General features: G+C 48.5%; 26 protein-coding genes and 1 pseudogene. 8 read left to right on the plus strand and 19 right to left on the minus strand.

Annotated elements, in window-relative coordinates; all coding sequences use genetic code 11:
• Positions 1 to 251: 251 nt before the first annotated feature.
• The 3 genes from ACIFQN_RS02755 to ACIFQN_RS02765 are packed head-to-tail and all read right to left on the minus strand — an operon-like array spanning position 252 to position 2,471.
• On the minus strand, positions 252 to 863 hold the full coding sequence (locus ACIFQN_RS02755) for an alpha/beta hydrolase (protein ID WP_429831502.1): 612 nt from the start codon (positions 861 to 863) through the stop codon (positions 252 to 254).
• Positions 860 to 1,810: a ring-cleaving dioxygenase gene (locus ACIFQN_RS02760; RefSeq protein ID WP_429831503.1), complete on the minus strand. Its 951-nt coding sequence runs from the start codon at positions 1,808 to 1,810 to the stop codon at positions 860 to 862. Before ACIFQN_RS02760 ends, ACIFQN_RS02755 begins: the two co-directional genes overlap by 4 nt.
• Positions 1,811 to 1,859: 49 nt before the next feature.
• A complete protein-coding gene (locus tag ACIFQN_RS02765; RefSeq protein ID WP_429831555.1) occupies positions 1,860 to 2,471 on the minus strand; it encodes a nitroreductase family protein in 612 nt (203 codons plus the stop codon).
• A 340-nt stretch (positions 2,472 to 2,811) separates the two neighbouring features.
• On the opposite strand from ACIFQN_RS02765, the gene ACIFQN_RS02770 reads away from it, so the two are divergent.
• From ACIFQN_RS02770 to ACIFQN_RS02790, 5 genes are read left to right on the plus strand one after another with little or no spacing between them, the layout of a single operon-like run.
• A complete protein-coding gene (locus ACIFQN_RS02770) occupies positions 2,812 to 3,945 on the plus strand; it encodes an aminotransferase class V-fold PLP-dependent enzyme (protein WP_429831504.1) in 1,134 nt (377 codons plus the stop codon).
• A 43-nt stretch (positions 3,946 to 3,988) separates the two neighbouring features.
• Positions 3,989 to 5,230 (plus strand): amidohydrolase family protein, encoded by a 1,242-nt coding sequence (locus ACIFQN_RS02775; protein ID WP_429831505.1) that lies wholly within the window; start codon positions 3,989 to 3,991, stop codon positions 5,228 to 5,230.
• Positions 5,231 to 5,266: 36 nt separating this feature from the next.
• Positions 5,267 to 5,479, plus strand: coding sequence for a DUF3311 domain-containing protein (locus tag ACIFQN_RS02780; RefSeq protein WP_429831507.1), 213 nt, complete (start codon positions 5,267 to 5,269; stop codon positions 5,477 to 5,479).
• Positions 5,476 to 6,957 (plus strand): sodium:solute symporter family protein, encoded by a 1,482-nt coding sequence (locus ACIFQN_RS02785; RefSeq protein WP_429831509.1) that lies wholly within the window; start codon positions 5,476 to 5,478, stop codon positions 6,955 to 6,957. Before ACIFQN_RS02780 ends, ACIFQN_RS02785 begins: the two co-directional genes overlap by 4 nt.
• Position 6,958: 1 nt before the next feature.
• A complete protein-coding gene (locus ACIFQN_RS02790) occupies positions 6,959 to 8,143 on the plus strand; it encodes an amidohydrolase family protein (RefSeq protein WP_429831510.1) in 1,185 nt (394 codons plus the stop codon).
• Positions 8,144 to 8,219: 76 nt separating this feature from the next.
• Here the strand turns inward: ACIFQN_RS02790 and ACIFQN_RS02795 are convergent, their stop codons facing one another.
• The 9 genes from ACIFQN_RS02795 to ACIFQN_RS02835 are packed head-to-tail and all read right to left on the minus strand — an operon-like array spanning position 8,220 to position 14,341.
• A complete protein-coding gene (locus ACIFQN_RS02795) occupies positions 8,220 to 8,723 on the minus strand; it encodes a DinB family protein (RefSeq protein ID WP_429831556.1) in 504 nt (167 codons plus the stop codon).
• Between the two features lie 53 nt (positions 8,724 to 8,776).
• Positions 8,777 to 9,862: a saccharopine dehydrogenase family protein gene (locus ACIFQN_RS02800; protein WP_429831511.1), complete on the minus strand. Its 1,086-nt coding sequence runs from the start codon at positions 9,860 to 9,862 to the stop codon at positions 8,777 to 8,779.
• 24 nt (positions 9,863 to 9,886) lie between these two features.
• Positions 9,887 to 11,290 carry an MFS transporter gene (locus ACIFQN_RS02805; RefSeq protein WP_429831512.1) on the minus strand — a complete coding sequence of 468 codons (1,404 nt, stop codon included), beginning with the start codon at positions 11,288 to 11,290 and terminating at the stop codon, positions 9,887 to 9,889.
• 12 nt (positions 11,291 to 11,302) lie between these two features.
• Positions 11,303 to 12,016, minus strand: a complete 714-nt coding sequence (locus ACIFQN_RS02810; protein ID WP_429831513.1) for a class I SAM-dependent methyltransferase — start codon at positions 12,014 to 12,016, stop codon at positions 11,303 to 11,305.
• The gene (locus ACIFQN_RS02815) at positions 12,013 to 13,206 is read right to left on the minus strand and encodes an ATP-binding cassette domain-containing protein (RefSeq protein WP_429831514.1); all 1,194 of its coding nucleotides are present in this window, start codon (positions 13,204 to 13,206) and stop codon (positions 12,013 to 12,015) included. The genes ACIFQN_RS02810 and ACIFQN_RS02815 overlap by 4 nt, the downstream gene beginning before the upstream one ends.
• 12 nt (positions 13,207 to 13,218) lie before the next feature.
• The gene (locus ACIFQN_RS02820) at positions 13,219 to 13,371 is read right to left on the minus strand and encodes a hypothetical protein (protein ID WP_429831515.1); all 153 of its coding nucleotides are present in this window, start codon (positions 13,369 to 13,371) and stop codon (positions 13,219 to 13,221) included.
• Complete coding sequence (locus ACIFQN_RS02825; protein ID WP_429831516.1) at positions 13,346 to 13,477, minus strand: hypothetical protein; 132 nt, start codon at positions 13,475 to 13,477, stop codon at positions 13,346 to 13,348. The genes ACIFQN_RS02820 and ACIFQN_RS02825 overlap by 26 nt, the downstream gene beginning before the upstream one ends.
• Positions 13,478 to 13,494: 17 nt before the next feature.
• Positions 13,495 to 13,806 carry a hypothetical protein gene (locus ACIFQN_RS02830; protein ID WP_429831517.1) on the minus strand — a complete coding sequence of 104 codons (312 nt, stop codon included), beginning with the start codon at positions 13,804 to 13,806 and terminating at the stop codon, positions 13,495 to 13,497.
• Positions 13,757 to 14,341: a hypothetical protein gene (locus ACIFQN_RS02835; protein WP_429831518.1), complete on the minus strand. Its 585-nt coding sequence runs from the start codon at positions 14,339 to 14,341 to the stop codon at positions 13,757 to 13,759. Before ACIFQN_RS02835 ends, ACIFQN_RS02830 begins: the two co-directional genes overlap by 50 nt.
• Positions 14,342 to 14,483: 142 nt before the next feature.
• On the opposite strand from ACIFQN_RS02835, the gene ACIFQN_RS02840 reads away from it, so the two are divergent.
• Positions 14,484 to 15,569, plus strand: a complete 1,086-nt coding sequence (locus ACIFQN_RS02840; protein ID WP_429831519.1) for a LuxR C-terminal-related transcriptional regulator — start codon at positions 14,484 to 14,486, stop codon at positions 15,567 to 15,569.
• A gap of 146 nt (positions 15,570 to 15,715) precedes the next feature.
• Positions 15,716 to 16,003: an SDR family NAD(P)-dependent oxidoreductase gene (locus ACIFQN_RS02845; RefSeq protein WP_429831520.1), complete on the plus strand. Its 288-nt coding sequence runs from the start codon at positions 15,716 to 15,718 to the stop codon at positions 16,001 to 16,003.
• A 288-nt stretch (positions 16,004 to 16,291) separates the two neighbouring features.
• Here the strand turns inward: ACIFQN_RS02845 and ACIFQN_RS02850 are convergent, their stop codons facing one another.
• The 3 genes from ACIFQN_RS02850 to ACIFQN_RS02860 form a co-directional block, all read right to left on the minus strand.
• Positions 16,292 to 16,675, minus strand: a complete 384-nt coding sequence (locus ACIFQN_RS02850) for a VOC family protein (protein WP_429831521.1) — start codon at positions 16,673 to 16,675, stop codon at positions 16,292 to 16,294.
• A gap of 162 nt (positions 16,676 to 16,837) precedes the next feature.
• Positions 16,838 to 18,058 (minus strand): amidohydrolase family protein, encoded by a 1,221-nt coding sequence (locus tag ACIFQN_RS02855; protein ID WP_429831522.1) that lies wholly within the window; start codon positions 18,056 to 18,058, stop codon positions 16,838 to 16,840.
• Between the two features lie 79 nt (positions 18,059 to 18,137).
• Positions 18,138 to 19,361, minus strand: a complete 1,224-nt coding sequence (locus ACIFQN_RS02860) for an amidohydrolase (protein WP_429831523.1) — start codon at positions 19,359 to 19,361, stop codon at positions 18,138 to 18,140.
• A gap of 296 nt (positions 19,362 to 19,657) precedes the next feature.
• Between ACIFQN_RS02860 and ACIFQN_RS02865 the strand changes: the two genes are divergently transcribed.
• Complete coding sequence (locus ACIFQN_RS02865) at positions 19,658 to 20,431, plus strand: DeoR/GlpR family DNA-binding transcription regulator (RefSeq protein WP_429831524.1); 774 nt, start codon at positions 19,658 to 19,660, stop codon at positions 20,429 to 20,431.
• A gap of 78 nt (positions 20,432 to 20,509) precedes the next feature.
• Here ACIFQN_RS02865 and ACIFQN_RS02870 read toward each other — a convergent pair.
• From ACIFQN_RS02870 to ACIFQN_RS02885, 4 genes and pseudogenes are all read right to left on the minus strand, one after another.
• Positions 20,510 to 20,656: pseudogene (locus tag ACIFQN_RS02870) on the minus strand (TetR/AcrR family transcriptional regulator); the annotation flags it as partial.
• Between the two features lie 257 nt (positions 20,657 to 20,913).
• Complete coding sequence (locus tag ACIFQN_RS02875) at positions 20,914 to 22,140, minus strand: ATP-binding protein (protein WP_429831525.1); 1,227 nt, start codon at positions 22,138 to 22,140, stop codon at positions 20,914 to 20,916.
• Between the two features lie 182 nt (positions 22,141 to 22,322).
• The gene (locus tag ACIFQN_RS02880) at positions 22,323 to 23,069 is read right to left on the minus strand and encodes an SDR family NAD(P)-dependent oxidoreductase (protein WP_429831526.1); all 747 of its coding nucleotides are present in this window, start codon (positions 23,067 to 23,069) and stop codon (positions 22,323 to 22,325) included.
• Positions 23,070 to 23,134: 65 nt separating this feature from the next.
• Positions 23,135 to 23,884, minus strand: coding sequence for an acetoacetate decarboxylase family protein (locus ACIFQN_RS02885; RefSeq protein ID WP_429831527.1), 750 nt, complete (start codon positions 23,882 to 23,884; stop codon positions 23,135 to 23,137).
• Positions 23,885 to 23,890 lie beyond the last annotated feature (6 nt).

A 23,890-nucleotide genomic window follows, 5' to 3' on the forward strand; every position in this document is an offset into this window, starting at 1 on the left:
CCTTTTTCATCCCGCGTACTGGCGGATTCGGTTATGAGATCAATATAGAGAGCCAATATGAACGGATGATGAACAAACCTTAACAAAATAAAGAGGGCGACGACAAAAAGCCACCGTCACATCACGTAACGATGGCTAAGCATACGATTTCTATCTATGGCAAGTTTGGTTTACACAATTGATTAAATGAGCATATTCGTTCCTTTTTCCGGGTCATAGACTATTCTGCTGCTCTCTAACCTTTTATTCGCTTACTCGCAAAACGTTTCCGTAAACCACTTGGCGGATGCATCGACTTCCATTCCGGTAAGCTGATGTCCGTATGATTCCCAGTGCAATGTAACCGAAGCGCCAGCCTCTGTCAGCAGTTGCTGCAATTCTTTCGATTCTTGCGGTGAGCAGATCGGGTCGTTCGTCCCCGCGCCGATAAATACGGGAACCTGCGACATGTCCGGCAACGGAATTCCCCGCCGTGGAACCATCGGGTGATACAAAATCGCTCCCCGTAATACATCGGGATAATGGAACAGGAGGCTGCCCGCAATATTAGCGCCATTGGAATAGCCGACAGCAATGATGTTGTCCCGCTCCAACTTGTATTCGACGGATGCCTGGTCCAAAAACTCGTTCAGCTCCTGTGTACGGATTACCAGATCTTCTTCGTCAAAAACACCTTCGGCCAGACGCCGAAAGAATCTTGGCATGCCATTTTCCAATACATTCCCCCGCACACTCAGGACAGAGGCACCCGGGTGGATGCGTGAAGCGAGTGGCAGCAAATCGTGCTCGTTTCCTCCTGTTCCATGAAGAAGCAGCAAGGTTGGTGCACCAGGATCGGTTCCTTTACGAAAAATGTGTTTCATTCCTTATCGCCCTCCAGCACACGTACGGTAATCGGCGTCAAGCCTTGTTCAATTTCGGCACGATGTGGCTCATACCACTCTGGCAGCATCAATTTTTCACCCAACGACTCGAATGGTTCATCCCGCTCAAAGCCTGGAGGATCAGTCGCAATTTCAAAGAGAATTTCGCCCGGCTCGCGGAAATAGATCGCGTGAAAATACTGCCGATCAATGATGTCGGTTGGCTGTAATCCCGACTGCGCCACGCGTTCCTGCCACTCGCGATGATCCTGATCGTCTTTGGCTCGCCATGCGATATGATGGACAGTACCCGCTCCACCTGCACCTCTGGCCATTGGGGCTGCATTGATGTCAATGACATTCCCCAAATCTCCGCTTGCTCGGAAGCGCACAAGCCCGTTTTCCTCGCCTACTTTTTGCAGTCCCATCAGCTTTTCTAGCACAGCCATCGTATGGTCTGGAACAACACTGTACAGAATGGCCCCTCCAAATCCTTTGATTGCTTTATCTGCTGGAACGCCGCCAAAAGTCCAATTGCTTGCAGGGCCACCCTCACGCTCTACGATCTCCAGCTGCAAACCGTCTTTGTCAGCAAACTGCAGATAGGTCTCATTGAAACGCTCCACCCGACGGTACGCTACGCCGAATTTATTCAACCGCTCTTCCCAAAATGGCATAGACCCGACCGGAACGAGGAAGGTCGTATAGCCCACCTGTCCACCACCCACACGTCCAGAACGAGCTGTCTCCCATGGAAAAAAGGTTATCGTAGTACCTGGACTGCCTACTTCATTGCCAAAATACAGATGATATACTTCTGGAGCGTCAAAGTTAATCGTCTTTTTAATGAGTCTGAGTCCCAGGATACCTGCATAGAAATCGACGTTATCCTGCGCACTTTTTACAAACGCCGTAATATGGTGAATGCCAGCTGTATGTTGTGTCATTTGAGTAACCTCCTGTTTAATTGATTCATTTGTTCTAAACCTGTTTTTTTCAAGCCTGGAACTTGTTGTAGCTGACAAATTCGCCGACCGGTTTGCGGTAGCCTCTCACTCGCTGACTGGACACGTCTTCTTTTCCGATGGCAATCATCATTACCGGCACATATTGATCAGGTATGTTCAGAATTTGGCGGATCGCTTCCGGATCAAATCCAATCATCGGACATGTATCCCACCCCTTTTCCTTGGCGGTAAGCATGAAGAGCATGGCGGACAAGCTCGCATTGCGGATTGCCTCGTCCCGTTTGAATGAATCTCCGCCTTCCTCGTAAAAGGCTTGCACAGAAGAAACCGTATGATCAAATTCCCGCTGATCCATCACACCTAAATGAAGCAGTCCCTCATGAATCGGTCCCACATTTTGATGAGCTTCTTTGTCACCCAAAACCAGAATGACCGCCGAGGCTGTTTTTACCTTATATTGTCTCTGTGCCGCTTCATATACTCGCTCTTTCGTTTCAGGATCTGTGACCACAACGTAGTGGGTATGCTGCAAATTAAATGCGGATGGCGCAAACTTGACGAGATTCAAGATCTCTTCCATTTCTGTGCGGGAAATCGGAACGTTCTCTACAAATTTATATATCTCAAATTTAAGATATATAAGAGAAAGACTATCTTAATGCCCATCTCCATTTGCGTTTGAAAAAACAACGGAACTTGGGGAAGGAAGATGGAAAGGCACAAGACTTTTTTGATTAATATCTCTAATTTAAGATAATTATAGGACTGATTTTTCCTTTTGTCAACCAAGCGAGCTAACTTTCTTCCTCATCGTCTTGTACTGATTTCTTTCGCATCCTGTAAAGTAGTTTACATATTTTTAACTTCAATTCACGTTATAGTATATCCATCAAATAGTCTAAATTTAATCACTTATCAATCTTTTATTCCGATTAATCAAACTTCCGTTACTATTTCATCCAAAAAAGGAGCATACGTACATGACATTTCCCAAACATCGTGAGTATTTTCCCATTCTAAAAGAACATATCCAGCTGTCCAGCTGCTCACAGAGTGCCATCAGTATTCAGGTCAAAGCTGCCATCGAGGAATACGTTACGGGCTGGCAGACGGAAGGCATGAATTGGGACAAATGGATGGAGCGAGTCGCGCTAGCCAAGGATTCCTTCGCCAAATTGATCAACGCTTCCCCTGATGAAATCGCCATTCTTTCATCGGTCTCGGATGCCACCTCTACAGTTGCCACGGCCCTCGATTTCTCTACCGAACGAAACAAGGTCGTCACAACAGAGCTAGACTTTCCCAGTATCGGTCATGTCTGGCTCGCCCAAAGAAAACGCGGGGCAAAAGTCTCATTCATTTCCGCTGTAGACCATGAGATTCCGCTTGAGGCGTACGAACAAAATGTTGATCAGCAAACTTTAGTGACGTCTATTGCTCCTGTCTCTTTTTACAACGGCTTCAAGCAGGACGTAAAGAAAATCGCTTCCATCGTGCATTCCCGCGGCTCCTATCTGTTTGTCGATGCTTACCAGGCAGCCGGAAGCATCCAGATCGACGTGAAGGACATGGACATCGATTTTCTTTCCACAGGGTCGCAAAAATTTATGCTGGGGACTCCTGGAATCGCTTTCTTGTACGTCCGAAAAGAGCTGACCGAGCAGCTTCAGCCTATTACTACCGGCTGGTTTGGACGTATCAATCCGTTTGCTTTTGACGGGCAAACACTCGATTTTGCCGAAGGGGCAAGAAGATTTGATACAGGTACCCCACCCATGATTAATGCTTATGTCGCCCACGCAGGCCTAGTGATGCTGAACGATTTGGGAGTAGACAAAATCGAGAGCTACCTTGAGCATCTGTCGTCTGTTGCTATTGAATACGCCCAGGAAAAGGAACTTCGCGTAGCCAGCCCACTGGACCTCAGCAAAAAAGCGGCCAATACCGCGATCCACATCGAGAATGCGTCCCATATGGAGCTGTTGCTGCGAGCTGAAGGTGTGATCGTATCCGCTCGTAATGATGTGATTCGCATCGCCCCTCACTTTTACAATACGGAGGCGGATATCCGGACGGCCTTGGATAAGATCGCCCACCTGCTCGTCACACGGTAAAAGGCGACAGGAAATTACTGCCCAGAAAAGGGAGGCATTCACTATGGCACACGTACTCATTTTCAAGAATGCTACACTCATTGACGGCATCGGCAGCACAGCCCAAAAAGATGCTTTGGTCATCGTAGAAAACGAGAGAATCACGTATGCGGGAATGTATGACGAAACACTCATACAGCAAGCGCGTGAGGCAGAAATCGTCGACCTCCATGGGATGACGCTGATGCCGGGCATGATTGATACGCACGTTCACCTGTGCATGGCAGGAGAAGCAAGCACCTTTACTGCGATGGTCATGGATACACCGGCATTTGCCGCCATCAAGGGCGTGGAACGAGCAAAGCGCTCACTTGCGGCTGGCTTCACCACTCTACGGACCATGGGTGAAAAAGGACATATTGATATCGCGATTAAAAAGGCAGTCGAAGAAGGCATCATTGTTGGGCCCAGAATTTTTGCCAGCGGAAAGGCATTGACGATTACGGGCGGTCATGGAGATATGTTTCCTCCGGGCGTGAATGTGGATGGCATCGGAGTCGTCCTAGACGGTGTCGACGAAGCCAGAAGAGCTGCCCGAGAGCAATTGAAGCTGGGAGCAGACAACATCAAGATGATGGCAACTGGCGGCGGAATGTCTCCCGGCCCAGGCACGGTAGCCCAATTGACGATCGACGAAATGAAAGCTGCCGTAGAAGAAGCAGTCAAATTCGAGAAAGTAACTGCCGCACACGCGATTGGCGTAGATGGGATTCACAATGCACTGAATGCTGGCGTCAGAACGATCGAGCACGGAACCTTCCTCGACGAAGCTGGAATTGAGCTTTTCCTCGAAAAAAAGGCGTATCTCGTTCCTACCCTAGCAGCCTTCAAGACGATCAAATACGGTAGAGCCGGCGGTGTCCCGGAGCATCACATCAAAAAAGTGGAGTACTATCAGACTGCGCACGAAGCCAATTTGCAAAAAGCGATTGCCGCAGGTGTGAAGATCGTTGCGGGTACAGATGCGGGAACTCCTTTTAATTACCACGGGGAAAATGCTTACGAGCTCGAGTGTCTGGTGAGAAATGGCTTGTCCGAAATGGATGCGATTAAAAGCGCCACCCAACTAGCAGCAGAAGCCCTGCAGCTAAGCGATTTGGGAGTGATTGCAGCCGGAAAAATAGCGGACCTCGTCGTCGTTGACGGGAATCCTCTCCACGATATTAGGCTGCTCCAGGAAAAGAGAAGAATCAAACAAGTCTATAAAGGAGGCCAGCTCGTTCACAACTCCCCTGTGACAGGCTGATTCTTTGAACATGAAAGCGACAGGAGGTTCATGGAAATGAGGATGTATTATTGGCTCGTATTGATCCCCTTCGTCGGGATGCTTGGCGGTGCTGTAGTTTTCAATCAGGTGACTCCGTATGTATTCGGCTTGCCTTTCCTGCTGTTCTGGATTCTTTTGTGGATTGTTCTCTCATCGCTAACCATGCTGGCCATCTATCAACTGGATAAGGGAAACGGACTGCTCGATAAGGAGGAAGATGCATCATGAATACCGCCCTTTTGATTATGCTTGGATTTCTCTTGTTGTGTCTCTATCTCGGGTTAATGGCAAGACGCGGAAAAGATATGAACATGGAACAGTGGGCCGTTGGCGGTCGGGGATTTGGCACCATCTTTGTCTTTCTCTTGCTCGCTGGCGAAATTTATACGACATCCACATTCCTCGGCACTAGCGGTTGGTCCTATTCCAAAGGCGGTCCGGCATTCTATATATTATGTACCTCTTCCTTAAGCTATTTGATTGGCTATTGGCTTCTTCCTCCGATTTGGAAGTATGCCAAGGAACACAAGCTCGTTTCCCAGTCTGACTTTTTTGCCACTAAATACAACAGCAAAGGCCTGGGTGTTCTCGTTGCGGTTGTCGGCGTGCTCGCTCTCATTCCATACCTGATTCTACAATTCAAAGGCTTAGGGATCATTGTCTCTGCAGCCTCGTATGGTTCTATCTCTCCATCGCTTGCGATTGTGTTCTCCGTGGTTGCCATAACGATCTATGTCAGCGTTTCCGGGATTCACGGCTCTGCCTGGACTGCTGTCATCAAAGACATTTTAATTTTTGGAATCGTTGTCTTCTTAGGGATTTATCTTCCTTATCATTATTATGGCGGAATTCAATCGATGTTTGAGGCAGTCAACGAAGCGAAGCCCAACTTTTTGCTCGTTCCTGAAACGGGGCTATCCTTCTCCTGGTTCATTTCCACAACCTTGTTGACTGTCATCGGCTTTAGCATGTGGCCCCATACCTTCGCCGCTTATTTTTCAGCGAAAAGCACCAACGTCTTCAAGAAAAATACGATCATCATGCCACTGTATACACTGATGCTGCCCTTTGTCCTTATCGTGGGATTCACAGCGATCCTGCAGGTGCCCGGACTCACCGGTTCTAATGGGGATTTGGCGCTACTCAAAATTTCAATCCAGACGTTTGATCCTTGGCTCGTTGGTCTGATCGGCGCTGCCGGATTGCTGACGGGCATTGTACCTGGCTCCCTGCTACTCATGGCCGCATCGACGGCTATCGCCAAAAACATTTACAAAGTAGCGTTTCCTGCCACCACAGATGTGCAGCTGAGCCGCGTGGCCAAAATGATCGTGCCGATTCTGGCACTCGTCTGCATGTTTTATGCGATCTTCAATAGCAGTACGATCATGACACTTCTTCTGATGGGCTATAACTTCGTGACCCAATTATTCCCGGCCTTGCTCGTAAGTCTTTTCAACAACAGATTCTTCACTAAGCAAGGTGCTGCAGCCGGAATGATTATCGGTGTAGCCACGGTCGTCTATATTACGCTGACAGGTCTGACTGTCGCTGAGCTGTTCCCTGGTCTTCCCCAAGCAATCCAGGAATTGAATATCGGCTTTATCGCCGTCTTCCTGAATACAGCAGCCTTGATCCTTGTGAGTATGCTAACACGCAAACAAGCAGTGAGTGCGACCAAGGTGGGATGGGAGAAAGGGGCTTAACATGAAAACGTACATTCAATCGGTCACACTGTATGACGGACGTGGCAACAAACAAGAGAGCATCAACCTTCTTTTCGACGAAACCGGCATTCTGGAAATCGGAACAGCGGATTACAGCAGTCATGCTGATCGAATCATCGATGGGAGAAGTCTCACAGCACTGCCTGGTTTGATTGACCTGCATGTTCATCTGACGATGGATGGCACCGCCGATTCCATGAGTAAAACCGTTGCCGACTCTGTAGGTGTAGCCGCCTATCGGGCACTAGTTCATGCCGAAAAACAGATTCAGGCGGGTGTCGTCACCGTAAGAAACTGCGGTTCCAAATACAATATTGATATCGAGCTGCGAAAAGCAATCTCTGAAGGCATCGTGAAAGGTCCGCGTATTTTCGCTTGCGGCCAGCCGATTACGATGACAGGCGGTCACTGCCACATGTTTGGAACGGAAGTCGACGGCGTAGAGGAAGTGCGGAAAGCGGCACGCTTGAAAATCAAGGAAGGCGCTGACTTTCTCAAACTGATGGCGACAGGCGGCGGACTAACGCCAGGAGTAAAAGCAGGTGCGTCACAACTGACAGAAGAAGAAATGGCGATCGCCTGCCAAGTAGCCAACGAAGCTGGCAAACGAACAGCCGCCCATGCCCAAGGCTGCGAGGGCATTAAAAATGCGATACGAGCAGGTGTCACCACAATTGAGCATGGTGTCGAACTGGATGATGAAGCCATCCAATTGATGAAAGAGAAAAGTACCTATCTCGTACCTACCCTGGCCGCTCCCTACCAAATTGTAAAAAACGGAACGGCCGCAGGCATTCCTGAATTTGCCGTCAGAAAAAACGAGGAAGCGATGGTGCCTCATCGGGCCAGCTTCCGCAAAGCGCATCAGGAAAACATCAAGATAGCCGCTGGCACTGACGCCGGGACACCCTTTAACCTGCACGGCGATTTTGCCACGGAGCTGGAACTCATGAAAGAAGAGGGAATGTCTGTGCTGGAAGTGATTCACGCCGCTACCTATATGGCTGCGGAAGCGCTTGGCATCGAAGACAAAACAGGCAGTTTAGAAGTAGGCAAGTGGGCCGACGTCGTCCTCATCGATGGCGACCCCCAAACCGACTTCTCTGCTTTCCGCCGTGTGATGCACGTATTTAAAAATGGAGAGAACCTCTTTAGCAAAGTGTAATACCCGTTAGAAGCACCGGTTGCCGGGAAGACTCCGGCAGCCTTTTTTCATTCAGAGCGCGCTACTCACCAATGATTTAGCGCCAATACCAATAAGCGGCGTATTCGGTCATGACTGAAGCATGGCCCATTTGCCTGAGCATAGCGGTCACATTGCCGCGATGGTACGTTCCGTGATTAACCACTTGCAATACCATTTCTGCGAGGCTGGTCTCCCGTACTCCCGCGTATGGATTATCGAGAACGATCCGCTTTTCCAAATCTTCTTCGTGGTCGAGAAAAGCTTGGAACCGTTCTGCCAGCTCGGTATACAGGCTCTCTATTTCTTCCACGGTTTTCGTCTCCAACTGTTTTTCCATTTCCCCCACATTGCTCACTGCCTCGCGCATATCCATGCCAGACATTATGCGAAGCCAGGCCTGATCTACGATATAAATATGAGCCATCACTTTTGCCACTGTCGGAAAAACACTCTGCACTTCCTGTGAGTAGACCTCTTGTGGAAGTTCCTTCAATCGTTTCAGCATCGTTTGATTGGCCCACGTATGGAAGTCGTACATCGTTTTTACATGGTTTGTCATCATAATAGCCCCCTTTTTCTTCCCCTAGTCAGTATAGGAAGTCATCGTTAGCTTTATGATAAGTCAGCTCCCCTGACAGTTACGGTCAGGGAAGCTTCTTTTTCCAGCCAATTTCTCATTTGCTCCAATTTAAACAACTGTTCAATATGGTACACGCCAGGCGAAAATCCTGTGCTGTAAAGCGATTTAGCTACCTCGGCAGCCACCTTAGCGGTCATTTTCGACTGATCTTTGCCATGCAGCAGACACTCCACCGTTGCCTCGTTATTTCCCGCTCTTCCCCGAGTCTCTATCTTGATGGCAAACCGGTCGTCACCTAGCTTCCACTTTTCAAACGCTTCGATGGCAGCCCGCCGAACGCCTGACTGCTTGAGCAAACCGCAAATTCCAATGGTACGAAGACCCGCGACCACCCGGGACATCCAATCCTGGTCAAAACACAGACGTGTGGATACCGTGGGCACACCAAGTGTACGCGCCAGCGTCTGCTGATCGGAAAACGGGAAACGATACGCTTTTTTACGCCCCAGCTCCGTGCCGAGATCGACGAGCTTGCCATCTGTAAAGCTCGCTGCGGTCTCGCGACGATGATTCTTTGTAACCTCAAAGCGGGTGCAGAGATTATCGACCGTCCACTCGATGGCTGCCCTGCCGTGCTTGTCTCCCAATCCCAGCATAATGGTTATCCCTATGTCGGTTACGTCGTCCAATAACTGCTGGGCTTCGCTCGCCAGCAGGTTCGTTAATCCGGGCGCCAGTCCAATGCTGAGCACCCCTGTCCCGACGCTCTCTCCACTCTCTCCCCACAGTTCTAATCGAGAAAGAAAGGCACCGTTCGCTGACACATCCATGTAATGCGTTCCGCTGCGAAGACATGCCTCCGCAAATGCCGTATCTGTTTGATCTAGGCACATCACCACCAGCTTGACACTCTCTAATAATAGATTGGCTTCGATTGGTTTGCTGATATCTAGCTGCAGTGGCAAGACATTCCCGTCTGTTTCCCGGCAAAAAGCTTCCGCCCGCATCCGATTTCGTCCCGCTGCATAAACCTTGCCTGGATAAGCTTCACCCAGTTCCTTGCAAATCGTAGCCCCTACATGACCGTATCCGCCAACAACAATGATTGTATCCTTCATGAAGATCCCTCGTCCTTTTCACTCTTAATGTAAACTCTGTCTTTTCGTTCGATTATGGTTTCTTTTCCACTCCACTCGTACGCTATACCCCCAGATCAACACGCTGGCCAGACAAACCCAGGCCCCAATTTCAAACACGGCTCGATAAGCTGCTGCTGTCGCCTCAAGTCCTCTGCTCGTACCGCCATTTATGACTCCCAGACCCAAGGCTGCGCCTACTACCATCCCTGCATTGCGTGTCAAAGCGATCATTCCCCCGATCGTTCCAGCATGCTCTGCTGGAACGTGCCGCATGACGTAGCTATTGTTTGGCGAAGCAATCAGTCCCATCCCTGCTCCCATCACAGCCAACACAGAAACGATTTCCATTAGCGACAACGATTCCAGATAGAGCGCTAGAATGAGTGAGCCAGTGCCCATGGCAAACAGTCCTGTAAGCATAATCGGTCTGGCCCGAAAACGATCAGATGCCCAGCCAGCAAGCGGGCCGGCAAACGCCAATAATAGCGGATAAGCGGTCATCATATACCCAACTGTCAGCGGCGATACACTTGCCATTCCTAGTAAGTAGAAAGGCAGGACAACCAAAACAAGATTGGCAAGCAGGAAGGCTGATAAGCTGATAAACAGCCCAGATGATACGGCCAGATTACGGAAGACAGCCAGTGGCAAAAACGGCTTAGCCTGCCCTGCTTCCCAGCTCACAAGCATCCATATGCTGACAGCTCCAATCCCATAGAATATGAGCATCCCTGCAGAACCCCATCCCCACTCGTTTCCATTAGAGATCGCAAAGATAACTGCGCTCACAACTACCATGAATAGCGCTGCACCAACGATATCAAGCGAGCCTGCCTGTTTCTTGTGACTGCGGGCAGGGATATAGCGAAATGCCAGCCCAGTCGCAACGATTGATACGGGAACGTGAATCAAAAACAGCCATTCCCAGCTAAACCAGACCGCAATAAAGCCTCCAGCAATCGGCCCAGTCATCCCGCCGAGCGCTACCGCCGTGCTCATAATTCCCATCGCTCTCCCTCGCATTTCCTTGGGGATATGAATCGTAATGAGCGCAATATTGGTCGCTTGGAACATGGCTGCTCCGACTGCTTGCACAATCCGCAGCGCCAACAGCATGGATATCGACGTGGAGCAAGCTACCAACATGGAGCTCACGGTAAAGAGTAAAAAACCAAAATTATGGAGCAAGCGATGACCATAGCGATCCCCCAGCTTACCCATGACAGGAAGCAAAGAAGCTATCACGAGCAAATAACCCGTCGTAATCCATTGCGCCATTTCTAGATCTGTTTGAAAAATTCGTGTCAATTGCGGCAAGGAGACATTCACAATCCCAGCTGTAAAGTGAGAAAGGAATGCGCCCAGACAGATCGCCGTCATCATGAAAAAGCGTTGTCGTTTCATCATGTCATCCACCTGCTACTCTCTGATGGCAAACCAAGCATCAACCAGGTAGGAACCAAAATAACGGGTGGGTTCCCTGAATCCTGCTTCTTCTAAAAGCGCCTGTACCACCGTTGCTGATACGGGATCAGACTCGTTGCCAATCGATGCCGCAAATCGCTCCCACTCCGGAATCCCGATGCCATTGTCTTGCATATGGCGTTTCCATGCGCTCATTTGCACAGAGAATGCCGCTGTATGTGGATCACCGCTGATGGCAGCCAGACAAAAAGGCGCTCCGGGCTTCAATCGTTTGGCGATCTCCTGAAGCAAGTCTTTTTTTAGTTGCAATCCTTTTAGAAAATGAAGAACAAGCAGGCAAGTGGCGGCATCGTAATTGTGCTCTTGTTCTTCGGGAAGGTCTTCGATCGTTCCTTCCACAAAAAAGCTCCGCTCAGTCAAATCGGCCGCTGCTGTCCGCCGCTTTGCCAATTCCAGCATCTGTGCAGAAGGATCAACACCCGTAAACCCCCAATTCGCATGTCTAGATCCCAGTGTAACGATCTCCTGACCGCCTCCTGCTCCGATTACCAAAATGCGTTTTGGAGCGTCTACTGTTAGCTGTGTGGCTATCAAGCGATCTGTCATCTCGTACAAATGAGTGTAGCCAGGAATTTTCAATGGAATCGTTTTCTCATATCGGATCACAATAGGGTCATTCCAGCTCAACGGGTATATCGTGTCTCTCATCCATATCTCTCCTCATCCTGAATAAGTTTTGTATCGACCGTCATCTGCTTCAGCCGAGCCTTCGCTGCTTCGGAAAAACGCGGCCTGCCTGTGTGATCTGTAGCCGTCGCAGACACTTCACCCATGATTTTCGCGGGTGACCCACCCAGAACAATGATGCGCGTACCTAACGCCAGCGCTTCTTCGCGATCGTGTGTGACACGCATGACGGTCGGTCTTTCTTTTTGCCATAGCCACAGAAAAAGCCGATGCATCTCATCGCGTGTCGCAGCATCCAGACTTTGAAACGGCTCATCCATAAAGAGCAGTTCCGGAAGAGAGACAAAGGCGCGAACAACGGCTACACGCTGTCTCATCCCGCCGCTGAGTTGATCAGGATAATCATGAAGGGACGAAGACAGCTCGGCTTCTTTTAATAGATGCAGCGCTCGGCGATGGACTGCTTCATCGTGTTTCTCCTCGATTACCCACTTCACGTTTTCAAGCACGGTTTTGGCAGGCAGCAATCTCGGTTCTTGAAAGACAAAGCCTATACGCCCTTCCTCGCTGCGGTGAATGGTCCCTGCTGTCGGCTTCCCCAAACCTGCAGCCATTCGAAGCAAGGTTGTTTTCCCGATACCCGAAGCAGTGTATTTCCGTACCACCCCTTCTAGACCCATGCCCAAAAGAGCAACGAGTAGCGTCCAGGCCATGACTTCCTCGGTTTTCAAATAGATTCTGGCCGTATTCATCGCAGCACCTATCCCCGTTTGTCCGCTAATTAATTCGGACATGACAATCGTCTTCCAGCCAGTCCCTATGTTGACTGTCAAAGCCGCAGACCAAAACGGGGCTAGGGCAGGCAGCACGATATCTCTCACTTGCTTGCTGCGGCTGACCCGAAAGACCTGCGCCATCTCCAACAGCTCATGAGGAACCTGCCTAATCCCCTGGATGGAGGTAAAGAAGAAGACCGGAAACAGGGCAACGGCCACGACAAATGTTTGTGCGCCTCCGTCTACGCCGAGCCACAGGATCGCAAGCAGCATCCAGGAAACCGGGGGTATCGCTTGCAGCAAAGCGACAACAGGTCTGACAAACAGGTAAACTCGTTCCTGAACTCCGGCCCACAGCCGAGCCCCGTTCCGAATAAAAAGGACAGTCCGAATCCGACAAACAGGCGTACAAAGGAAAGCCAGAGCGGCTCCCATAAAACTCCCTTTTCACCTAGCACGAGCAATGTCTGCCACAGTTTCCCGCGGTCCCGGCAAAATCACGGGAGGATAGAGTTGAGCCAGCCCTTCCCACAATGCAAGCAGAATGAGATAAGTGGAAGCCTTGTGCCAGTTGTTACGAACCGTAGTAAAAACCTGCATCCGGCAATGCTCCTCCAATAGAATCAGGCGAGAAATTCAGGAGGATTATGAAATAACGCTCCACTTCCAGCCTTGCTTCCTGCGCGTCTTTAAAAATCAGACCCATGTGCGGCATCGCCTGAGTCAGTGCAGCCTCGGCATACCGAAGGGCAAAGCTGCCAGTTTGACTGCTTCCTGTGGATTTCCGATCGTCTGTTGCAGTGCCAGGCGATAGTTGTTCTGAAAAACCGCCACCTCTTTTGGATGCGCTTTTGCCCATTCCCGATTGACGAACATACCCGTCTGCGGTAAATCCTCCCCGAACGTGTCTCGCCACGTTTTCTGATAATCAATGTCTTCGTTCACTTTTCCATTCAGCTTTACCCGCAACCCACTCAGTACAGGCTCAGGGAGAACAGCATGCTTGATCGTTCCCGCAGCCAATTGCTGCATCATATCGGGTAGCACTCCGTAAGATAGCTTGATCTTTCCTTCCAACCCTTCCTTGCAGCAAATAACGGGTCAAAATATCCGGTGGTCCGCTCTGTCCCAGAATATAGACGGTCTCATTTTCCAGCTTGGAAAGGTCACTCACGGCAGGATCAATCGAGATCAAATACATCGATCCCCAAGTATTGACGTTGAGCAGCTGCAGGGCAAGACCCTTGGCATACATGTTCGCCCCTACATTGATCGGTGCCGAAAAAAATGGGGCATCGTTCTTTTGAACACGTGCCAGCCATTGCTCAATCGTATCCCACGTCTCCACCTTGGTTAGTCCTGCTGCTGCTTCCTTTTGTTCCATGACCAGAGCGGGTATCAGCGAAGGGGCTTTTGGGCTGAGGATCGTAATCGTCTGAGCGACGCTGCCTGGTTGGTCTGTTGAATTCGTCTTCGTTTCCGCATTGTTTGTCGAGCAGCCCGTCAATACCGTAATAGCAAGAAGACTGCAGATGATTGTGCGAATGACATAGCGTCGTAGCGATAGCATTTTCTCTTTCCAACTCCTCACGTATCCTGTAAATTAAGAATAAGAATTATTCTCAATTATAGAGTTGAAGAACAAATGCGCCATCCCATAATTGTGGGATTCTTAGCTAACCACGAGCCTATTTAGGCATAGGAGATTACCAATGAATTCACAAATAGAAGCTGTCAAACGAAAAGTAATTACACTCGCTGAACGCTTTCCCTCGTCTCAGGAATATCGAGTCGCCCTTCTCGAGCAATTGCGTGGATTTGTCACCATTGATGCCGCCTGTTGTACGGCTGTGGACCCGCAGACCCTTTTGTCTACTGGGGCAGTTACGGAAGATGGCGTGGAGGTGATTCATCACCGTCTGTTCGAGAATGAATACTTGAGCGAGGATTTTAACCACTATAATCAATTAGCCAAATCGTCAAAGCCGATCGCTATTTTGAGTCAAGCAACCAATGGTGTGCTCGAACAAAGTGCACGCTATCGTAATGTCCTGCTCCCTGCCGGGTTTAAAGATGAGCTGCGCGCTGCCCTCAAATACGACGGAGCTTGCTGGGGGTATTTGACCCTGTTTCGAAAACAGGACCGTCCTTTTTTTAGTGAAGAAGAACGGGAATTAATCGCTGCTCTGGCTCCGCTGATTGCTTATCAGCTACGGAAAAACAGCCTGTCCTTGCCCGCAGATGACCATGCTTGGATGAAGGATGGCCCGGGGATCGTCGTTCTTTCCAATCAGCTCGAAATGATTTCTGCTAATGCCGTAGCACAGAAGTGGCTTGCCTTATTGCGCAAATGGGAGTCGATTGATAACAAGACACTGCCGAGGCCGATCCGAGCTGTCTGTTCCCGAGCGCTTTTCGAGCATGCCTCACCACTCCAGCAACCATCCATGGCAAAAGTATGTATCCGGATGCCCGACGGCCCTTATCTCACCATCCAAGCCAGTCCTATGCAGGGGGTAAGCGATACGCTCCATCTAGCCGTCTGGTTTGAACCTGCCAAGCCATCTGACATGCTCCCCCTCATATCCGAGGCCTACGGATTGTCTGAGCGTGAAAAGCAAATTTTGGAGGGAATTGTCAGAGGCTTCTCCACCAAAGAATTGGCAACCACGTATCACATTTCCGCCTATACGGTCCAAGATCATCTGAAATCCATTTTTGTAAAAACCGGGGTAACCAGTCGCCGAGAGCTGCTTTGGCAGTTGTTTTCTCGCTTTGGTGTACAGGTAGACGGCTAGCGGGGAAGATCGTTCACCATATCGTGTAAACCTCTTTCGCCACATCAGCTTTTCTCGTATATAATTGGTTATTGATATCCAGTGATTACCCCTACTGCCTGAAAAGCACACCTATAACGAATGAAGTACGGAGCTGGTTAAACAAAATGAATATCCTTGTAACAGGAGCAACAGGTTTTCTCGGAAAAAAACTATCACAAGATCTAGTAAACGAAGGTCATACACTATTCTTAGTCGTACGGAACGAAAAAAAGGCAAGCCAATTGTTGCATAGCTTTGCGGATATACATCGATCACGGGTACATGTCCTACTGGGCGACGTATCCAAAAAAAGCTTGGGCATTACTGGACACGCTGCGCAACAAATCCGCCAGAAAATAGATGCGATTTACCATATGGCCGCATACCTTTCTTTTGATCCCGATCCCATTTGATTCAAACGAGAGCTTGATCGAAGAGGAAAAAACCTTTAATGAATCTATGAGCGTATTTAAGGAATATTGGAGTCGAAACATCCATTTACCGACCGACAATACCCGGAAACTGCTACAAACAGTAAATAAAGACGAATTACATATGGACAAAGCCCTGCTCACCTCCATTATGAGGGGGTTTCAAAAGCCGCCTGTCCTCACTTAGCCTTAATGAAGGAACCAAAAAGCCTGATCACACAAAACGTCTGTGCGGTCAGGCTTTAGCTGTATTATTTTCTTGCGAAGCAGTTAGACCTGATAAATCTGGATCAGGTTCCCGCATGTATCATGAAATACAGCTTGTGTTACCTCTCCCATTTTAGTTGGCTCCATCGTAAAAACGACACCCAGCTTCGTCATTCTTTCATACTCTTTTTGGATGTCATCCACAGCAAAGGCTGTCGCGGGGATTCCTTGTTCAAAAATCGCTTTTTGATAGGCTGTGGAAGCCGGGTTTCCGTTTGGTTCTAGAAGCAGCTCGACCCCGTCTGGCTCTTCGGGAGAAACCACCGTCAGCCATTTGGCTCCTCCTATAGGCATGTCCATTTTGGTCACAAAGCCAAGGACTTCGGTATAAAACTTTTGCGCCTTGTCCTGGTCGTCTACAAACACACTCGTTAATTTAATTCTCATTCGATGCACCTTCCTTTCCGGTAAGTAAGCTGTTCTGGCGGTAAAAGTAAGGTCCGCACCATCCCGCCTCATGTGTCATCAGCGTCGCTTTCTCTTAAGCACTCCTTTTTATTATAACGAAATAGGTGCCATAGAAATAGTTATAGACTACGGAAAGCTCTACTAATCCAATTGGCCAGAAACAACATTCCCGCGGAACATGACTGCCTGACGCTTCGCACGCCGCGCTACCGCTTCTGCCGCCGAAGAGGCATGGACGAACACCATATCTGCTTCATCCCCGACATTCGGCCACATGCGGTTCCCCTCTTTATCTAGGGGTGTCTTGCCTCCGGTGATAAAGCCCAAGGCCTGTGACAGGGAGTACTCATCCTGCATGCGGAAGCGCTCTGCCAAGCACCCTGCCTTTTCCAGACTGTCCCCCCGACCAAATGGAGACCAGTGATCCGTGATACTATCGTCACCTAGAGATACCGAGACACCTTTGTCACGCAAAAGCGGAATTGGAATCGTCGCTCTGTTTACAGGTACAGTAGAGGTGATGGAAATGCCTAGTCCAGCCAGCATTTCAGCTACGTCTCCTGCCTCTTGCGTGCTGATGTCAGCCAATGCAAGCGCGTGGCTGATCGTTACACGTCCTTGCCAGCCTGCTTCCTCTGTCATTTTCGCCAAACGTTTGAAGGTGAAAATGCCCAAATGATCGGGGTCATGCAAATGAACGTCGATAGGTGCATCTGCTTCTACTGCCAGTTCAAATATCGTCGCAAGCGATTTTTCAATGTTTTGATCTACGGTTGCCGGATCCACACCGCCTACAAAAGTCGCCCCCATTTTCAGCGCTTGGCGGATATTTTCCACCTGATTGCTGCGCAGAAGACCTTGCTGCGGGAATGCGACTACTTCACATTGCAGCTTCCCTTTAAAGGTTTCCATCGCAGCCAGTGTGGCCTCCAGATTTTTCAATCCGATATAGGGATCGATGTTGCAATGCGTGCGAATTTGCGTCGAGCCTGCTGACAAGAGCAAATCCAGCATCTTTTCCGCACGTTCCTTCGCCGTTGGCAGCAGCTTCGGCATAAGCTGGCTTTCTTCTTCCAATCGTCCCAACAAATTTTTAACCGGCGTGACCGCTTTCCATGGCCCACCGTAGTAGGTTTTGTCGATGTGGATGTGCATATCACGAAAAGACGGCAATGCCAACAGACTACGAGCATCTCGTACAGGAAGCTCTGTCTGCGGTGCATCTCCGTAAGCAATTTGGGCAATACGCCCATCCTCTATGAATAAATGGGCAACCTCGGTATCAGTAGCGACCACTTTGTCATTTTCGGTGCGATAGCCGTTCTCCAGGCGGACATTCGTAATCCAATAGGTTGTAGACATTTATTTAGAACATCCTTTCTATCTGAAAATAAAATGTCGTTCGTGACATTTCCGTACCTAACCCTTTAACAGCCGTTCCTTATTCCACATGACCTGACGCCAACGTGCCTTTGAAGAAAACGGCATTCCGTTTTGCACGGCGCGCAACTGCTTCCGCTGTGCAGGTAGCATCCACGAGAATCAGGCTGGCCTCGTCGCCCGGTGCTGGCCACAATTGTGTGCCATTGGCATCCAGCGTCGTTTTGCCGCCTGTAACAAATCGCAAAGATTGGGACAAGGAGAGCTCGTCCAGCCAGCGTGAGCGCTCTGCCAGGCCCCACAAGCGTTCCAGCACATCTCCGTTTCCATAAGGCTGCCAAGAGTCAAATACACAATCGCAGCCAACAGCTACATTGACACCATTTTGATGCAAGAGCGGAACGGGCGGTATCACTCTGAAGTAGGGAACGCTTGTAATGATGGTAATACCCGCTTCACGCAGGATCGTCGCCATCTCTTCCGCCTCTGATACAGGAATATCCCCTAGGGCAAAGGCATGACTGATTGCCACTCGCCCCTGCAAGCCAGCATCAACGGTCATAGCCGCCAGCCGCTTCATCGTAAAAGTACCGAGGTGCCCTTGATCATGCAGATGCAGGTCAATACCGGCACTTGCCTCCACAGCCATGTCGACCATCTGATACAGCGATTCTTCGATATTCTCATCCACAGTCGCCGGGTCAACGCCGCCTACATGCGTAGCACCCTGACGCAATGCCTCGCGCACCAGCTCTTTGGAATTTGTACGCAGCAGACCGTGCTGTGGAAACGCAACGATTTCGTGGGTCAGTCTGTTTTCAAAGGTAGCGAGGGCTTGCTTTACCCCATCCAGAGTCGAAATGCCTACCTCCGGATAAATGTCTACGTGTGTCCGGATATGTGTGGAGCCATATGAAAGCAGAATCGCAAGGAAATTCTCCGCTCGTTCCTTTGTCGACAGGGTCAATCCGGGCAAGATGCGCTTTTCAATTTCACAACGCTCAATCACGTTAGCTGCCGGAATGACCGCTCGCCATTCTTCTCCCAGCAACGTTTTGTCCAGATGGACATGCTTCTCGACCAATGAAGGCACGGCGAGCAGCCCTTTTGCATCCTTCTGTTCAAGACCATCTGTTAAAGTTTCGCTCGCAGGGACAATCGACGCAAATGCTCCATCCTTGAGCAAAATATGAAACAAGGATGCCTCCGTTCCCGTAACGACACCGTTTTCCCTGCGATAGCCCGTCTCCAAACGAACATTGGTTAACCAAAAACCACCGCTCATCCATCATCCGTCCTCTCTTTGTCTCTCTTCCGACTCTATCTTATCTATTATCGAGGATATTCCCGCCATGCGTTTGCACAATCTTTACGACTATTTTCAGCATTTTGACTATTTGTCCAAATTGATTTTATTCATTACATTTTTCGGATAATTACTTGGTTGTTCATTCATCTACGAAGAACATGAAAAAAAGAATAAAACAGATAAAAACCGAATTATATCTTTGACAAAACCGAATAAAACGGAATAAAATGGAACTATCACCGGTGATAAATGTGAAAAGGAGGCGATTCTCATTGTTTTCTGATGAACGGCGGGACAAAATTTTAGATCTTCTCCAAAAAGACGGACGTGTACTGGCAAGAGATTTGGCTGATTTGTTTGATATGTCAATTGATTCCATTCGTCGAGATTTGACCATCATGGAGGAAAAAGGATTGCTAAAGCGCACCCATGGAGGTGCAATCCCTGTATCAAAGGTCAGAACCTCTCCCCTTCCTCCTGCATTACGCTATCAAGTGTCTTCACCACATCAACAGGCAATCGCCAAAATCGCTGCATCGTTCATTCAAGAAAAGGATACTGTTTTTATCGGAAGTGCAGGAATTCACTACTGTATGCTTCCGTTTCTACCAGACCTGCCCATTACCGTTGTCACCAACTCCATAAAAGTAGCCGATGCCCTAAAAGATCGAGAAACAATCGATGTGTATCTTGTCGGTGGCAAAGTAAAAAACTCCGGAAGCATCACAGATGCACTGGCAAACGAATTCCTCAGACAGTTCACATTAGACATCTGCTTTGTTACCGGAGGCGGAATCTCGAAAAATGGAGTAAGCACCTCTACACCCGAAGTCGCTTCACTCGGGCGAGTTGTAGCGGAAATCTCCAGAAGAACGATTTGTCTTGCTCCACATGAAAAGCTAGGAACGGATTTCTTTGTCAAAGAAGTGCCGATCACAGATATCGATCTACTGATTACAGACGATGAGGCGAGCATGGAGGCTATTGAGGAAATAGAGAGCAATGGCGTCCAAGTCGTCATCGCCAAAACAGAGGAAAATGAATAAGGAATAGATCCCTCCATTGCGCCGGATGATCTATTCCCTCTTTTTCTATCCCGTTGTTTTTCTCATGACCCATTCGATCGAATCAAAGTAATAATAGATAGAAGGCTTCGCTATCCCCACCTCCTTGGCAATCATTGTATAGGTAGTTTTGGCGATTCCATGTTTTGCAAACAAGGAATAACTCACATTTATAATGGAAGCAAGCGTTTCGTTACTTTTACTCACATTCCGACTTCCTTTCGCTTGGGATAAAGAAAGCGTAGCATTGCTCAATATGGTTTTCTACCTAACGTTAGGTGCAGAATTTATTAACTTTCTTGTACCAGACCAATGATTACATGCAAGGGCTTTTTTCCGGGAAGTGGACACCTGCTTTGTCGTCATTGGCGTCGGGATCTTGTCACCAAGAATATGGTGCTCGATCAAAAGAAGGCTGTCCCTCGTAAATGGAGGCAGCCTTTTGTACGCTTTCCGTTTCTCTCTCATTTTTTCCACACAGGGTCAGGAATCATAATGGACAATCGCGTTCCTTCCCCTTTTTTGCTCATGATCTCTAAATCCCCGTTTAGCTCTTTAATAATACTGTAAGCAACCATCGAGCCAAGCCCGGTTCCCTTCTCTTTTGTGGAATAGAAGGGATAGCCATATCGCTTGATCTCTTCCATGGTCATTCCCACTCCGGAATCAATGATGTCAATCACGACGTCTTTGCGTTCTCTTTTTAATGAGATGAGCAGCTCTCCTCCACCGGGCATCGCCTCTATACCGTTTTCCATAATATTGATCAAACAATCCTTGATCTTCTGTGGATCCGCTTCGATAGAGACGTATTGCTGCAAGTCGCACCGAATTTGAACGTGATTGTCCCTGGCTATCGGCGTCACGGCTTCGATCGCTTCGTCGATGAGGCTGTTTAGATCGATAGGCTCTTTTGATTTCACTTGTGATTTTGTAAGTTTTGCGTATTCGATTAATATGGACTCCGCATGCTGAAGCTGATTCATCATGATTTGTAGGTAATCTTTTCGTTTCTCTTCGGTTATCGGATGATCCATGAGGACCTGCGTAAACCCACGAACGGCCGTTAACGGATTTCGCATTTCATGAGCAAAGGAAGCCGATAATTCTCCGAGGATGAGCATCTTTTCTGTCCTGCGAACCTTCTCTTTTAATCTTCGTTTTTCCAACATTCCATCAATTAAATACAGAGAGAGGGCCATCGTAACGATATTCATGAAAAAATGAGTGGGGAAGAAATCAATGAACCTCGTATTCATTGACTGAGCAATGGTTTGTTCGTGCAAAGTTACAGCGATAAACAAAAAGAGGCTATAGATGATCATCAGGCCAATGCCTAGGATCTTCTTTTTGGTTTTAAACAAGGTAGGGGTAAAAAAGTACAAGGACCCTACGATCAAGCATAAAAGCAAATAGATCACGAGGGAGGAAATAAAACCGTCGCCTCCTAAAAAATAACGATAAGATAAGTACACCAAGCCCGTGAAAGCGATGCTTCGAATTCCGCCAAAGAGAAAACAAAGAAGGATCGGCACAAGTCGCAAATCGTAAATAAAACCGGAGTGAAGCTTGAAAGGAAATGTCATGCACAGTACAACCGCAGTGGTGGCAAGCAGAGCGATCAGCATTTCGTTCATGACTTCTTTATCCTCTCGCTCCAGCCAAAAAACCTGATAACTAAGAATGCACATCAAAATAAGGAGTGTATTTAGTAGCAGTGTCCCGACCCCATCAGCATTCCCCCATTTCTTTTTCTCTATTAATTACTCATTGTACGGCTGAATGAATTAAAAAAGAAAGAGATGGTAAGACTTTTTTTTGCTGGAAATGATCAGGATTAGCCCCTTTTTTAGTATAGGATACACTACCTCTATTATTGTGCTGTATAACCGCCATCTGTAAATAAGTTGATTCCTGTTACAAAAGAGGCTTCCTCACTCGCTAAGAAGAGACACGCATGGGCTACTTCCACTGGACGACCCATGCGTCCCATCGGGTGCTTGCTTACGCGCAGGAGCACCATCTCGTCAGACAAATCCCGAAGCAGAGGGGTTTCGATATAGCCGGGACATACCGCATTCACTCGAATACCCTGATTCGCATACGTGACGGCAATACTTCGAGTCAGATTAGATACCCCGCCTTTTGCTGCTGCATACGCTGTAATGTCCGGTTGTCCAACTTGTCCCAATATAGAGGAAATGTTGACAATCGCCCCAGATTGACGGGTCAGCATGTGCATGATTGCGTATTTATTCGATAAAAAAACCCCTGTTAAGTTAATATCGATCATTTTTTGCCAATCAGCCAGACTCGTTTCATGTGCGGGTGAAATCTGATCAATACCAGCATTTGCGATGAGAACATCTATTTTTCCAAAGCGTGTAACGGCTTCGTTCATCAAGTGTTTGACATCGTCTTCCTTAGCGACATCCGTATTTACATAGATCGCTTCTCCTCCCTGCCTTTCGATTTCGCAAACAACGTCTTTGGCCTCGTCTGAACAATCTCCAATGGCAATCATCGCCCCTTCTGAAGCAAACAGGAGAGCAACGGCCTTTCCAATTCCAGAAGCTCCGCCTGTAACTACAGCGACACGATCTTGTAAGCGTCCCACCATGTACACCTCTTTTGGACCAAGGTCTCTTTTTCATCGAGATAGGTTCTAAGCCCGTCCTCGCCTGGTTAAATCAATGTTTCTATCACGTGTCCCCAACCATTTTCTTCTGTCGCATAAAAATCCCCAATAATCAGGCCCCCGCCCAGTACCTCCACTGGTTGAAGCTCATCTAGCGGATCTGTCGGGAGCCCTTGTAAGCGAACAGTCGTCTTCCCAAGCTTCTCACTGATTAAATGAAAATCAGGTGATGTATCTCTGGAAATGACCTTCATGGAAGCGATCCCTCTGCCATCTGGCTTCGGCACGACATGCAAATTCAAATGCGGATACGTTTGCGGTTGGAAGAGATCTTGTATGGTGGTATGGAGATCACACTCGATATCAACAATGACCTTTCCTTTTCGAATGGCTTGCCCTCTCACTTTTCCATTCTCTTCTCGCAAGGAGATATCGGCATACTTCTTCGGATACCCCCACAAATCTCTACCGGCTGCAATGGCTGAATCATCGTTTTCATATTCGAACAGGTAGTACCCGCCATAGCGATCTTTATATTTCACGGGAATCACGATCGCACAATCCATAAAGGAAACTTTGTTGCAATTGCTAAAATCGCTCACGCTAACGATCAGTTTGTTGTCTACATACTCAAAGGGAGTGGGCTCTAAATATTTGCGAATGACAGATTCTTCTGCGCGACATAAAGCAAAAACGGAACGATATCCTTTGCACTCATACGGAACAAAAGGATCTGGAATCAACGGAGCTTGAATCGGAATATTGTTTCCATGCATTTTTCCATAGTGACTCATCATCTCAGG

It is taken from the genome of Brevibacillus sp. NRS-1366 (genome assembly GCF_050467985.1).

Coding starts and splice junctions, on each gene's coding strand:
- ACIFQN_RS02755 (WP_429831502.1), bottom strand. CDS start 863: ATGAAACACATTTTTCGTAAAGGAACCGATCCTGGTGCACCAACCTTG.
- ACIFQN_RS02760 (WP_429831503.1), bottom strand. CDS start 1,810: ATGACACAACATACAGCTGGCATTCACCATATTACGGCGTTTGTAAAA.
- ACIFQN_RS02770 (WP_429831504.1), top strand. CDS start 2,812: ATGACATTTCCCAAACATCGTGAGTATTTTCCCATTCTAAAAGAACAT.
- ACIFQN_RS02775 (WP_429831505.1), top strand. CDS start 3,989: ATGGCACACGTACTCATTTTCAAGAATGCTACACTCATTGACGGCATC.
- ACIFQN_RS02780 (WP_429831507.1), top strand. CDS start 5,267: ATGAGGATGTATTATTGGCTCGTATTGATCCCCTTCGTCGGGATGCTT.
- ACIFQN_RS02785 (WP_429831509.1), top strand. CDS start 5,476: ATGAATACCGCCCTTTTGATTATGCTTGGATTTCTCTTGTTGTGTCTC.
- ACIFQN_RS02790 (WP_429831510.1), top strand. CDS start 6,959: ATGAAAACGTACATTCAATCGGTCACACTGTATGACGGACGTGGCAAC.
- ACIFQN_RS02795 (WP_429831556.1), bottom strand. CDS start 8,723: ATGACAAACCATGTAAAAACGATGTACGACTTCCATACGTGGGCCAAT.
- ACIFQN_RS02800 (WP_429831511.1), bottom strand. CDS start 9,862: ATGAAGGATACAATCATTGTTGTTGGCGGATACGGTCATGTAGGGGCT.
- ACIFQN_RS02805 (WP_429831512.1), bottom strand. CDS start 11,290: ATGATGAAACGACAACGCTTTTTCATGATGACGGCGATCTGTCTGGGC.
- ACIFQN_RS02810 (WP_429831513.1), bottom strand. CDS start 12,016: ATGAGAGACACGATATACCCGTTGAGCTGGAATGACCCTATTGTGATC.
- ACIFQN_RS02815 (WP_429831514.1), bottom strand. CDS start 13,206: ATGGGAGCCGCTCTGGCTTTCCTTTGTACGCCTGTTTGTCGGATTCGG.
- ACIFQN_RS02820 (WP_429831515.1), bottom strand. CDS start 13,371: ATGCAGGTTTTTACTACGGTTCGTAACAACTGGCACAAGGCTTCCACT.
- ACIFQN_RS02825 (WP_429831516.1), bottom strand. CDS start 13,477: ATGGGTCTGATTTTTAAAGACGCGCAGGAAGCAAGGCTGGAAGTGGAG.
- ACIFQN_RS02830 (WP_429831517.1), bottom strand. CDS start 13,806: ATGATGCAGCAATTGGCTGCGGGAACGATCAAGCATGCTGTTCTCCCT.
- ACIFQN_RS02835 (WP_429831518.1), bottom strand. CDS start 14,341: ATGCTATCGCTACGACGCTATGTCATTCGCACAATCATCTGCAGTCTT.
- ACIFQN_RS02840 (WP_429831519.1), top strand. CDS start 14,484: ATGAATTCACAAATAGAAGCTGTCAAACGAAAAGTAATTACACTCGCT.
- ACIFQN_RS02845 (WP_429831520.1), top strand. CDS start 15,716: ATGAATATCCTTGTAACAGGAGCAACAGGTTTTCTCGGAAAAAAACTA.
- ACIFQN_RS02850 (WP_429831521.1), bottom strand. CDS start 16,675: ATGAGAATTAAATTAACGAGTGTGTTTGTAGACGACCAGGACAAGGCG.
- ACIFQN_RS02855 (WP_429831522.1), bottom strand. CDS start 18,058: ATGTCTACAACCTATTGGATTACGAATGTCCGCCTGGAGAACGGCTAT.
- ACIFQN_RS02860 (WP_429831523.1), bottom strand. CDS start 19,361: ATGAGCGGTGGTTTTTGGTTAACCAATGTTCGTTTGGAGACGGGCTAT.
- ACIFQN_RS02875 (WP_429831525.1), bottom strand. CDS start 22,140: ATGTGCATTCTTAGTTATCAGGTTTTTTGGCTGGAGCGAGAGGATAAA.
- ACIFQN_RS02880 (WP_429831526.1), bottom strand. CDS start 23,069: ATGGTGGGACGCTTACAAGATCGTGTCGCTGTAGTTACAGGCGGAGCT.
- ACIFQN_RS02885 (WP_429831527.1), bottom strand. CDS start 23,884: ATGATGAGTCACTATGGAAAAATGCATGGAAACAATATTCCGATTCAA.